At 62.2% G+C, this 12,960-nt stretch carries 7 protein-coding genes; 6 read left to right on the top strand and 1 reads right to left on the bottom strand.

Annotated features, from left to right (window positions below):
* The coding region (locus tag VEK15_25930) for an amidohydrolase family protein (GenBank protein HXV64166.1) at window positions 1-743 on the top strand (743 nt) is incomplete at its 5' end.
* A 46-nt stretch (window positions 744-789) separates the two neighbouring features.
* Here VEK15_25930 and VEK15_25925 read toward each other — a convergent pair.
* On the bottom strand, window positions 790-1,407 hold the full coding sequence (locus VEK15_25925; protein HXV64165.1) for a TetR/AcrR family transcriptional regulator: 618 nt from the start codon (window positions 1,405-1,407) through the stop codon (window positions 790-792).
* 230 nt (window positions 1,408-1,637) lie between these two features.
* Between VEK15_25925 and VEK15_25920 the strand changes: the two genes are divergently transcribed.
* From VEK15_25920 to treZ, 5 genes are read left to right on the top strand one after another with little or no spacing between them, the layout of a single operon-like run.
* Complete coding sequence (locus tag VEK15_25920; protein HXV64164.1) at window positions 1,638-3,710, top strand: alpha-1,4-glucan--maltose-1-phosphate maltosyltransferase; 2,073 nt, start codon at window positions 1,638-1,640, stop codon at window positions 3,708-3,710.
* Complete coding sequence (gene treS / locus VEK15_25915; GenBank protein ID HXV64163.1) at window positions 3,707-7,033, top strand: maltose alpha-D-glucosyltransferase; 3,327 nt, start codon at window positions 3,707-3,709, stop codon at window positions 7,031-7,033. The genes VEK15_25920 and treS overlap by 4 nt, the downstream gene beginning before the upstream one ends.
* Complete coding sequence (malQ, locus tag VEK15_25910) at window positions 7,030-9,135, top strand: 4-alpha-glucanotransferase (protein HXV64162.1); 2,106 nt, start codon at window positions 7,030-7,032, stop codon at window positions 9,133-9,135. Before treS ends, malQ begins: the two co-directional genes overlap by 4 nt.
* Entirely contained in the window at window positions 9,132-11,114 is a 1,983-nt protein-coding gene (glgB, locus tag VEK15_25905) for a 1,4-alpha-glucan branching protein GlgB (GenBank protein HXV64161.1), read from the top strand. Before malQ ends, glgB begins: the two co-directional genes overlap by 4 nt.
* Entirely contained in the window at window positions 11,111-12,943 is a 1,833-nt protein-coding gene (gene treZ, locus VEK15_25900) for a malto-oligosyltrehalose trehalohydrolase (GenBank protein HXV64160.1), read from the top strand. The genes glgB and treZ overlap by 4 nt, the downstream gene beginning before the upstream one ends.
* The last annotated feature ends 17 nt before the right edge of the window (window positions 12,944-12,960 follow it).

Here is a 12,960-nt window from a genome sequence, read left to right as displayed (position 1 = left end):
TCGAGGCTCACACGGCGGCGCTTCTCGAGCCTTACGTCGGATCGTCGGACGCGGGACAGCTCGAGATCCCCCGGGAACGGCTGAAGCCTCTCGTCGCGCGGCTCGATCGCGAGGGCTTCCAGGTCCATTTTCACGCGATCGGAGACCGGGCCATCCGAGAGTCGCTCGATGCCCTGGAGGAAGCTCGTCGACAGAACGGGATTCGCGACTCACGCCACCATATCGCTCACATCGAGCTGTTCCATCCCGACGACATCCCCCGATTCCACGAGCTCGGAGTCGGGGCCAACTTTCAACCGCTCTGGGCTTACGCCGACACATACATCACCGACCTGACCGAGCCTTTCCTTGGACCCGAGCGCTCACGATGGCTGTACCCGATCAAGACCGTCGTCGACTCGGGGGCGGTCGTCGCTGCGGGCAGTGACTGGTCGGTCTCCTCGATGAATCCACTCGACGCCATCCAGGTCGCTCTGAATCGGAAGGCGCTTTCGGGAAAAGGCGAAAGCTGGATACCCGAGGAGCGCGTCGATCTTCCGACGATGCTTCGGGCCTATACGGAAGCCGGCGCGTATTTGCACCACCACGAAGACAGGACGGGTTCCATCGAGGTCGGCAAGGCCGCGGATTTCATCATTCTCGAGAAGAACCTCTTCGACGTGCCGGAGTCCGAGATCGCTGTCGTCAAGGTCCTGTCGACGTTTCTCGGCGGAAAGGAGGTCTATCGCGACGAGCGCTTCTGAAACGTCCATTCGCCGGCGAGAATCCCCGAGGTAGACCCTTGCTCATTTACCGCCCGCCGGCGCTTCCGCGTTGCTCTAGGAGCCCGAGAATACCTGGCGTCAGCATCTGTTCCGCGGTGGTGTCGTTAGCGGGAAGCGCCGCGGCGATACGGAACGAACGGTAACCCGATACGCCTCCCACGAGTGCCGCGGCAATATCGAGCAGGTCCTCGTCGGAGCAGGAATCGATCGCGCCGGTCCGCAATGCCTGCCCCACGCGGCGGAGGTAGTGGGCAAATACGTCGCGGAGCTTCTCGACCCGTGTATTCTGAAGGAGCAGCAAACCGCGAGCCTGGTGAAAGAGCAGAGCGTACTGGGGGTGGTCGCCGAGAAAGGTGTCATGCAGGCGAACGAGATGGGCAACGCGTCGGGCAACACTTTCGTCGGAGTCGAGCTGCGAGAGGTAGCCGCGCTCGAACGTGTCGACGCCTCGAGCCACGAGGTCGGCTATCAAAGCGTCCTTCGAAGCGAAGTAGTTGTAAAAGGCGCCCTTGCCCAGGTCGATGCGCTCGGTGATGTCCTCGACGCGCGTCCCCGAGACCCCGCCCTCGGCAAAAAGCGCCATCGCCGCCTCCAGCAGAGCGGTGCGCGTCTGTTGCTTCTTCCGCTCGCGTCGACTCTCCATAGAATCCTCGTCGCTGGTCTTATACGACTCTACATATCATGGAAATCGTCCATCCGTCTAACACGGAGTCGCACATGCAGATTATTGACTTGACTCACTCAATCAAGTATGGTGAGCCTCAGTCGTAAACGGCCAAGAGTCGTAAAAGGACAAAAGAGGAAATAGCTCGTGGGTGAACTCCTTCGAGCGAATCGGTATGCCTGAACGGAGAGACGAGAGGTCTGTTAGCCATGCGCCGGCAAACTGAATCGACTGGAGCTCCGGTAGCACCGAAAAGCAGCGATGAGCGATCCATCCAGGAGGTCGCTACCGTGCGGCTGCCTCCCGATGCTCGACGACGCGTCCGGGTCGAGCGGATAACGCCGGAGATCGATGCGGGGCGCTGGCCGGCAAAGAGAATTCTCGGTGACCCATTTCGAGTGGAAGTCGATTTGGTTTGCGACGGTCACGAATCGGTTGCGGGTGTCCTGCTGTACCGACCCACGGGGACCATGGCGTGGGAAGAAATCCCTCTCGAGCCTCTGGTCAACGATCGCTGGCAGGGGACCTTCGAGCTGTCCCGACTCGGATGGTGGCAATACACCGTCGAAGCATGGACTGATGAGTTCGCAACCTGGCGAAAGCTGCTCGCGAAGAAGCTCGAAGCCCGCCAGGATGTTTCCATCGAGCTTCAGGTGGGCTCGGAAATCGTCGCCCAGGCCGCTCGGAGAGCCGACGCACGAGCCCGACCGGAGCTCGAGAGGATCGCGCGCACCCTGCGGTCCAAGCGGGCCGCCAGAGATACCAGAGTCGATGCCGCCACGGACGAGCACCTGCGTGAGCTCATGGCCGCATATCCCGATCGGTCTCGATCCACACGGTACGACGTCGTCCTCGAGGTGCGCGTCGACCGCCCCAAGGCGCGCTTCAGCGCCTGGTACGAGCTCTTTCCCCGATCGACGGCAGGGAGCGGCAAGCATGGGACGTTTCGAGACGTCGAGTCGATGCTACCGTATGTCGCATCGATGGGCTTCGACGTCGTCTACTTCCCTCCCATTCACCCGATCGGGACCAGCCACCGCAAGGGCCGGAACAACGCGCTCGTCGCCGAGGAGGAAGACCCCGGTAGCCCGTGGGCCATCGGAAACGCGACGGGAGGCCACAAGGCGGTCCACCCCGCCCTCGGGACGCTCGCCGATTTTCGCCGGCTCGTTGCAAAAGCGAAGGAACATGGCCTCGAAGTAGCGCTCGATGCGGCGTTTCAGACGTCACCCGATCACCCGTACGTGACCGCGCACCCAGAATGGTTCAAGAAACGACCGGACGGAACCATTCAATATGCCGAGAATCCGCCCAAGAAATACGAGGACATCTATCCTTTCGATTTCGATTCCGAAGATTGGCGTGGGCTCTGGCGCGAGCTTCACAGCATCTTCCTGTTCTGGGCCGAGCAAGGCGTTCGTCTCTTCCGTGTCGACAACCCCCACACGAAGCCTTTGAGGTTCTGGGAGTGGTGCATCCGGGACATCCAGACCCGACATCCCGACGTCGTGTTTCTCGCCGAGGCTTTTACCCGTCCCAAGCTGATGTACTCTCTCGCCAAGGCGGGTTTCTCCCAGTCCTACACCTATTTCACCTGGCGCAATACCAGCTGGGAGCTCACCGAGTATCTTCGGGAGCTTACTCAGACGGAGGTCGGCGAGTTCTTTCGTCCCAATCTCTGGCCGAACACGCCCGACATTCTCCCGGAGCATCTTCAGTTTGGAGGACGGGCGGCTTTCATAGCGCGGCTCGTCCTCGCCGCCACGTTGTCGAGCAGCTACGGCATCTACGGGCCAGCCTTCGAGCTGATGGAGCACGTGGCTCGCCCAGGCTCGGAAGAATACCTGGACAACGAAAAGTACGAGATCAAGAGGTGGAATCTCGACGATCCGAACTCTCTCCGCCCCATCATCACCCGGGTGAATCGCGCCCGCCGAGAGTGTGCCGCACTCCAGGGCAACATCAATCTCCGCTTTCACAAAACCGACAACGATCAACTGCTTTGCTTCAGCAAACAGACACTCGACGGGCAAGACCGCGTCATCGTCGTCGTCAATCTCGACTTCCATCACCGGCAGTCCGGGTGGGTGGAGCTGGACCTGGATGCCCTTGGCATTGATTGGCAGGAGACCTTCCAGCTCCATGACCTGATAGCGGAAGCCCGGTACCTGTGGCGCGGCGCGCGCAACTACGTCGAGCTCGATCCACAGCTGGTGCCGGCTCACGTTTTTCGAGTTCGACGGTTCGTACAACGCGAACAGGACTTCGACTATTACGCATGACGCGACGTCGCCATCACCCCGGGCTGAGCGCTGACCCTCTCTGGTACAAGGACGCCATCATCTACGAGGTTCACGTCCGCGCGTTTCGCGATTCGAACGCCGACGGAATCGGGGACTTCAACGGGTTGATCCGCCAGCTCGACTATCTGGAGGAGCTCGGCGTGACCGCGATATGGCTGCTGCCCTTCTACCCCTCCCCCCTGAAGGACGACGGCTACGATATCGCGGACTACACCGACGTTAACCCTTCCTACGGCACGCTCGCGGATTTCAGGAGATTCCTACGAGAGGCGCACCGCCGCGGACTTCGCGTCATAACCGAGCTCGTCATCAACCATACTTCGAGCGAGCATCCCTGGTTTCAGCGCGCCCGCGAAGCTCCTCCCGGGAGTCGCTACCGAGACTTCTACGTTTGGAGCGACACCCCGGAGCGCTATCCCGAGGCCCGGATCATTTTCAAGGACTTCGAGACCTCGAACTGGACGTGGGACTCGGTCGCCAAAGCCTACTACTGGCATCGATTCTACTCGCATCAACCCGACTTGAATTTCGACAACCCCGAAGTTCAGGAAGAGGTCTTCAAGGTCCTCGATTTCTGGATGTCGATGGGTGTCGATGGCATGAGGCTCGATGCCGTGCCCTATCTCTTCGAGCGCGAAGGGACGAACTGCGAGAACCTCCCGCAGACCCATGCCTTCCTGAAGAAGCTTCGCTCCTACATCGATAGTCGGCATCGGGGCCGTATGCTCCTCGCCGAGGCGAACCAGTGGCCCGAGGATGCCGCCTCCTACTTCGGCGACGGCGACGAGTGCCATATGAACTTCCACTTTCCCCTGATGCCGAGGATGTTCATGGCCCTGCATCTCGAGGATCGATTCCCTATCATCGACATCCTCGAACAAACGCCCGAAGTCCATTCGACCTGTCAGTGGGCGACCTTTCTGCGCAACCACGACGAGCTCACCCTGGAGATGGTGACCGACGAGGACCGGGACTACATGTGGCGAGTCTATGCCGAGGACACACAAGCCCGGATCAACCTCGGCATTAGACGGCGGCTCGCCCCTCTCCTCGGCACCCGGCGCAAGATCGAGCTCTTGAACGCGCTTCTGTTCTCTCTCCCCGGCACCCCGGTTCTCTATTACGGGGACGAGATCGGCATGGGTGACAATATCTACGTTGGTGACCGGGATGGAGTTCGGACACCGATGCAGTGGAGTCCCGATCGCAACGCCGGCTTCTCCCGCGCCAATCCTCAGAAGCTCTTTCTCCCCATCATCGTCGATCCCGAGTACCACTACGAGGCCCGTAACGTCGAGACCCAGCATGCGAATCCATCCTCTTTCCTCTGGTGGATGAGGCGCCTGATCGCCCAGCGAACGCGGCACAAGGCGTTCGGACGAGGTGAGCTCCGGATCCTGCATCCGGAGAACAAGAAGGTCCTTGCCTTCGTTCGCTCCTTCGAGGAAGAGCGCATACTCGTCGTGGCGAACCTTTCCCGCTACAGCCAGCACGTGGAGCTGGCCCTGCAGGACTACGCCGGGCTGGTGCCGGAGGAGCTCTTCGGCCGCGTTGCTTTTCCGCCGATCAGGGAACAGCCTTATTTTCTCTCGCTGAGCCCTCATACCTTCTTCTGGTTCGAGCTCACGGCGCCATCGGCCGACGCGGGCGGAGCGATCGAGATTCCCGAGCTTGGCAAGGTCGACCAGGCTGGGCAATTGCTTACCGCTTCGCTTCGGGAACGAATCGAAGAGGTGCTTCCGCTTTACCTCCGTCGACAGCGATGGTTTCGCTCGAAGACCCGGCGAATCCAGATGGCCCGGATCGTCGAGGAAATGAACGGCTCCTCGAATTGGGTCGCTCTCCTCGTCATGGTGCATTTCTACGAAGGGCAGGACGAGCTCTACTTCATCCCCCTGGCCTGGTCCGAGGGCGACGCCGCGCAAGAGATTCTCACGAACAATGCTCGAAGCGCGGTCGCCGTGGCGACATTGTCGAGCGGGAACGATGACGAAATCGTCCATATCGTGCTCCACGATGCCGCTTTGTCGGAGCGCTTTTCCAAAGAACTGTTGCATCTGCTCGCATCGAAGCGAGTCCTTCGCGCGAAGCAGGGTCGATTTCTCGCCTGGGCCCGCAATTTGGAAGACAGCGATGACGATTCGCCCGGCCCACCGCGTGCTCAAACCGGAGAGCAGACGAACACCAGCATCGTGTTCGGCGATCGCTATATCCTCAAACTGCAGCGCGTTGTCGAGGCGGGGGTCAACTGTGACCCCGAGATCGTCCGGTTTCTCAACGAACGCACAGCTTTCAAACACGTTCCCGAGCTCCTGGCCACGCTCGATTATCAAACGGCAGGGCGAGAGCCTGCGAGCGTCGCCGTGCTTCAACGGTACGTCCCCAACCGGGGGGATGCGTGGCAGTTCACCCTGGAGACGCTCGATCGTTACTACGAGCACGTCTTGGCGCATCCGGCTCACGCTCGCCCCCCCTCGAGCTCCGGCCCTCTCTTGAAGCAGGCCGCCGAGGAGCCTTCCGAGCTTCTGGGGGAGGCCCTCGGCCATTACGTGCCCGTCGTCAGGCTCCTGGGCCAGCGGACCGCCGAGCTTCACGGGGCACTGGCCTCGGAACGGCGTCACCCGGCCTTCGCTCCGGAGCCTTTTTCAGAGCTCCACCAGCGATCCCTCTATCAGGCGGCTCGTCCGCGTCTCGCAGAAGCGCTCGACCTGCTGCGACGATGGCTTCCGCGACTCCCCGAGGCCGAGCGCGCCCGAGCGCGGACCATCACCGAGCGGGAGAGCCTCATCTACAAGCGACTGCGCCGTATCACCGCCCGAAAGATCGAGGCGCTCCGGATCCGGTGCCATGGCGATTATCATCTTGGCCAGATTCTCTACACCGGAAGGGACTTCGTCATCATCGACTTCGAGGGAGAGCCCGCCCGGCCCATCAGCGAGCGGCGATTCAAGCGATGTCCGCTTCGCGACGTCGCTGGGATGCTGCGTTCCTTCCACTACGCGGCAACCGCGGCGCTGAAGCGCCGAAAGGAGCCAGCGGGCAAGATCGAGACGCTCGAGCCTTGGGCTCGCGGGTGGGTGCACTGGGTGAGCGCTTATTACCTGCGGGCCTACCTCGAGTCCCCCGCAGCCGAGCCGTTCCTTCCCCGAAGCCGCGAAGACGTCGAGGATCTGCTGCAGTTCTATCTGCTCGAAAAATGCTTCTACGAGCTCCGATACGAGCTGAATCATCGTCCCGAGTGGGTCTCGATACCCCTTCTGGGGCTCGCCGACCTTCTCGACGAAGAGGAGGCCGCACGGTGAATGGCCGCGAGGCGCTCGATCGGCTTGCCGCTCTGTACGACATCGAGACCTCTTACGAGGACGTACGCCGCGAGAGGAAGAGCGCGTCAGAGACCGCAATTCTGAAGATGCTGGAACATCTGGGAGCTCCGGTTCGATCAAAAGCCGACGTTGCGGATGCCCTCGCCATGAGAGAGCTCGATATCTGGAGCGGGCACACCGACCCCGTTCAGGTAGTCGCCGAGAACGCCCAACCAGCGCTCAAGCTCCGCGTCGAAGAGGGTGACTCGCGAGAGAGGTTCGCCGCGCGGATCGAGCTCGACAACGACGGGGTGTTCTGCACCGAGGGGGTCCTCTCCGACCTGCCGCCGATAGCTTCGCACGACGGATTGGGGAAGCGATTCACCCAAAGAGAGCTGAGGTTCGATGACCCCCTGCCTCGCGGATATCACCGGGCGACCGTCGAGATCGGCGGCCGCTCGAGCGAGACGCTGCTTCTCTGCCCCCCGTCGAAGGCATGGGCCCCGACGACGCACGCTGCCTGGGGCGTTTTCGCTCCCGTTTACGCGCTGCACAGCGAGCGCAGCCTCGGAGCCGGCGATTTTCGCGATCTGGAGATGCTGGTCGATTGGGTTGGAGCATCGGGGGCAAGCCTAATCGGCACCTTGCCGCTACTGCCGACCTTTCTCGAACAGCCGTTCGAGCCGAGTCCCTACGCACCTGTCAGCCGCCTCTTCTGGAGCGAGTTCTACCTGGATATCGAGCGCCTCCCCGACCTCGCGGTCTGCGAGCCCGCCAGGAAGCTGCTCCATTCATCGACCTTCTCGCGGGCGGCGAAAGAGCTGCGGAGCGGGCGACTCGTGGACTACCGGCGACAGATGGCCCTGAAACGACGCGTCCTCGAGGAGCTGGTGAAGAGCTTCTTCACCGAAACACGTCCTGACCGTCAGGAGTTCGAAGCCTTCATCAAGTCCGTCCCTCGCTTGAGAGACTACGCCGAGTTCCGTGCCGTCGGGGAGCTTCGTGGCCAGCCGTGGACCGCCTGGCCCGAAAGACTCCGAGAAGGAACGCTCGAGCGCACCGATTATCAGGAGTCGGACGTTCGCTACCACCTCTACGTCCAGTGGCGCTCCTCCCAGCAAATGAGCCGACTGGGAGACAAGGCGCGGACGCTGGGCCTTGGCCTCTATCTCGACCTGCCGCTCGGGGTCCACGACCAAGGGTACGACGTCTGGCGTGAGCGCCGCGCGTTTCTGCGAGGATGCGCGCTCGGCGCCCCGCCCGACGCCGTGTTCACCCACGGACAGGATTGGGGCATCACGCCCCTCCATCCGGTCGGGTTGAGGCATGACGGCTATCGATACTTCGTGGATTGCCTTCGACATCACATGTCCTGTTCCGGGGTGCTGCGGGTCGATCACGTGATGGGCCTCCACCGGGTGTACTGCATCCCGGCGGGAATGCCCCCGAGCGACGGGGTGTTCCTCCGCTATCGCCCCGAGGAAATCTACGCCATCGTCGCGCTCGAATCCGTCCGCAACCAGACGGCCGTAGTCGGCGAAGACCTCGGAACCGTACCCAACGAAGTCAGGGACTGCATGGAACGCGCCGGCCTCTACCGCATGCACGTCCTGCAGTACGAGCTCGAAAGCGAGCCGAAGGATCCGTTCGTGGATGTTCCCGACGAGGTCGTAGCGAGTATCAACACCCACGACATGCCGCCGTTCGCGGCGTGGTGGAAGGGATCGGAGCTGGAGGATCGCGTCGCGAGACGACTCGCCGCCCCTTCCGAGCGAGAGCGCTTACTCGCCGAGCGCCAGGCGGCGCGGGCGGTGTTGATCGAACGACTCGTGGCCAGCGGTCGACTCGCCCCTGACCGATCCGATACCTTCGACATCCTCGCTGCGCTCCTCGAAGCCTACGCTTCGAGCCCGGCAGCCATCTTGCTGGTTACCCTGGAGGACCTCTGGCTCGAGGAAGAATCGCAGAACGTTCCCGGGACCGCGCAGGAGAGACCCAACTGGCGACGGAAGATGAGGTATCCGATCGAGGCGTTGCCGACGTTACCTGACGTGGGCGCGCTTCTCCACCGAATCGACCGAGAGAGGAGAAGAGTCTCATGACCAAACCGAGTCGCCCCCCCCGATCGACTCCCAATCGATCGCAAGAGGTCTCGGAGCTTACGGACGTCGAGCAGCCGCTGTGGTCCCTTCTTACCGACCTCGATATCCACCTCTTCAACGAGGGTACGCATTGTCGCCTCTATGACAAGCTGGGAGCTCACCCGCACACCGTAGACAAAGCTCGTGGCACTTACTTCGCCGTCTGGGCGCCCAACGCGGCCGCTGTCTCGGTGATCGGAGAGTTCAACGGATGGGACCGAGAGCGGACCCCGCTCGCTGAGCGTGGCTCTTCCGGGATCTGGGAGGGCTTCGTGCCAGGTGCGGTCGTGGGGCAGCTCTACAAGTACCACATCCGCTCGCGACACCGGGGCTACGTGGTCGACAAGGCCGATCCCTTCGGCTTCGCCCAGGAGATTCCGCCCAGGTCGGCTTCTGCGATTACCGATCTGTCCTATCGGTGGCAGGATGAGGAATGGATGAGCCGGAGGGGTGAGGCCAACAAGCTCGGCGCCCCCACTTCGATCTACGAGGTCCACCTCGGCTCCTGGATGAGAGTCCCTGATGAAGGGCACCGCTCCCTCGGCTACCGGGAGCTGGCGCCGAAACTGATCGACTACGTCACCAAGATGGGATTCACCCATGTGGAGCTTCTTCCGGTGATGGAGCATCCGTTCTTCGGCTCCTGGGGCTACCAGGTCACCGCCTACTTCGCGCCATCGAGCCGATTTGGGACGCCTCACGAACTCATGTTCCTTCTGGATGCGCTCCATCGAGCAGGTATCGGCGTCATCCTCGATTGGGTTCCGGCGCATTTTCCCAAGGACGAGTTCGGGCTCGGTTACTTCGATGGCACCCACCTCTACGAGCACGCCGACCCCAGGCAAGGCATCCATCCCGACTGGGACAGCTTCATCTTCAACTACAGCCGTAACGAGGTGCAGAGCTTCCTTCTCTCGAGCGCGATGTTCTGGCTCGATCGATACCACGCGGATGGGCTGCGCGTGGACGGTGTGGCATCCATGCTCTACCTGGACTACTCACGCAAGGAGGGAGAGTGGATCCCGAACGAGTACGGAGGTCGTGAGAACCTGGGTGCGGTTCGCCTGCTGCGCCGTTTCAACGAGACTGTCTACGAGGAGCATCCCGACGTGCAGACGATCGCCGAGGAGTCGACGGCCTGGCCGATGGTCTCCCGCCCCACCTACCTCGGCGGCCTGGGATTCGGTTTGAAGTGGGATATGGGCTGGATGCACGACACGCTCCGCTACATGAGCAAGGCACCTGTTCATCGCAAGTACCACCATCAAGACCTCACCTTCCGGTCTCTGTATGCGTTTCAAGAGAACTTCGTCCTTCCGCTTTCGCACGACGAGGTCGTGCACGGAAAGGGATCGTTGCTAGGAAAAATGCCCGGTGACGAGTGGCAGAAGTTCGCGAACCTGAGGCTCCTGTTCGCGTACATGTACGCACTTCCGGGAAAGAAGCTTCTCTTCATGGGTGGCGAGATTGCCCAGTGGGGCGAATGGCAGCATGACGGCAGCGTCGAGTGGCACCTGCTCCGATACGATCGCCATCGGGGAATCCAGGATCTGGTTTCCCAGCTGAATCGCCTTTATCGTACCGAGCCCGCGCTTCACGAGCTCGACTGCGACAGCCGCGGTTTTCGGTGGATTGACGCGAACGATGCCGAGCAGAGCGTGCTCGCCTTCTCACGTCACGGCGCGGAGGACCGGGGGGCGGTCGCGGTGGTCTGTAATTTCACGCCGGTTCCCCGAGACAATTTCCGCATCGGCGTGGACCACCTCGGCGGCTGGAAAGAGCTCGTCAATACCGACGCCAAGGAGTACGGCGGCAGTGGTCACGGAAACTTCGGGAGAGTGGAAGCCTCACCAGTTCCGTGGCATGGTCGCCGATTCTCACTCAATCTCGTGCTGCCGCCTCTCGGAGTGCTCTACCTCAAAGCGGACGAGGTCGAATGAGTCGACGGCGGCTGGGAGCGACGCCGGTCGACGGAGAGCGGTGCCATTTCTCGGTATGGGCGCCGGAACAGGCTCGTGTCGAGCTATTCGTCGAGGGCGAGTCGCACCCTCGCGCGCTCGAGCGCGATGATCTCGGCTACCACCAAGCGGTATTCGAACGGGTGCCTGCCGGCACCCGTTACTTATACCGGCTAGCGGACGGAAAGGATAGGCCCGATCCCGCGTCTCGCTTCCAGCCTGAGGGCGTTCACGGCGCCTCCGAGGTCCTCGACCTCGGCTTCGAGTGGACCGACCGTGGCTGGGTGGGTTACCCAACGTCGAGCTGTGTGCTCTATGAGCTTCACGTGGGAACCTTCACCACCGACGGAACCTTCGACGCAGTCGTCGGTCATCTCGACCGGCTGCGGGAGCTCGGCATAACCGTCGTCGAGATCATGCCGGTCGCGCAGTTTCCCGGATCGCGAAACTGGGGCTACGACGGCGTCTTCCCCTTCGCGGTGCAAGCCTCTTATGGTGGCCCGCGAGGCCTGCAGCGCCTGGTCGATGCCTGCCACCGGCGGGGATTGGCGGTCGTTCTGGACGTGGTCTACAACCATCTCGGCCCCGAGGGTAACATCCTCGGAGATTACGGGCCTTACTTCACCGACGTTTACCGGACTCCGTGGGGGGCGGCCATCAACTTCGACGGACCCGAGAGCGAAGGGGTTCGCCGCTATTTCATCGAGAATGCGCTCCAGTGGATCGGCGAATTCCACATCGACGGGCTCCGTCTCGACGCCGTCCATGCGATTCTGGACCGATCGGCGAAGCCGTTTCTCGAGGAGCTCGCCGCCGAGGTGCACGCGCTCGGCGAGCGTGTCGGGCGCAGGGTAGCCGTCATCGCCGAGAGCGATCTCAACGACCCGCGGCTCGTTCGCAGCACGGCTCTCGGCGGCTTTGGTCTCGATAGCATGTGGTGCGACGACCTGCACCACGCGACGCATGTCCTCCTCACCGGAGAAACGAACGGATACTACGAGGACTTCGGTAAGGTGGAACATCTCGCCCGCGCCTGGGAGCGGGGGATGACGTACGCCGGCGAGTACTCTCGTTACCGAAAGCGCCGACACGGGCGGCCGGTGACCGACCTCGAGCGGCAACACATCGTCGTCTCGGTACAAAACCACGATCAAATCGGGAACCGGATGTTTGGCGAGCGCCTCGGCGCCATCGTCGACTTCGAGAGCGAGAAGCTCGCAGCGGGCGTCTTGCTTATGTCTCCCTTCGTCCCGCTGATATTCATGGGCCAGGAGTACGGCGAGACGGCGCCGTTCCAGTACTTCGTCAGCCACGGTGATCCCGAGCTCAGGAAGGCGGTGCGCGAGGGCCGCCGCGACGAGTTTCGAAGCTTCGATTGGAAGGGCGAGGTCCCCGACCCTCAGAGCGAAGAAGCGTTCCGACGCTCGGTGCTGAATCACGAGCTGCGCGTCCAGGGACGCCACGCCCTAGTGCACGAGCTGTATCGAGAGCTTCTGGGGCTCAGGTGGAGGCTCCTTGCCATCGGCATGGACGACACCATCTGTTTCGAGGCTCGAAACGCCTTGCTGACCCTCCGGGACCGCCGCGCCTGGATGATGTTCCACTTCGGCCAAGAACCCATTCCGCTAATGGTTCCTCTGCCGGAAGGCAGGTGGGTCAAGGCGTTCGATTCGGCCGAGGCGAAATGGCAGGGACCCGGGAGCGACCTCCCCGAAACGCTCGATTCGGAGGGTGAGGCCGAGCTCTCACTGCCGGCGCGTTCGTTTGCGGTCTATTGTAGGGAGAAGCTACCAGACCAGGGCGAAGCTTGAGGAGACCGGTCGTCGGG

Source organism: Vicinamibacteria bacterium (genome assembly GCA_035620555.1).
GTDB lineage: Bacteria > Acidobacteriota > Vicinamibacteria > Marinacidobacterales > SMYC01 > DASPGQ01.
The sequence above is the reverse complement of the archived record's forward strand: the minus strand, read 5'-3'. Positions and strand labels throughout refer to the sequence as shown.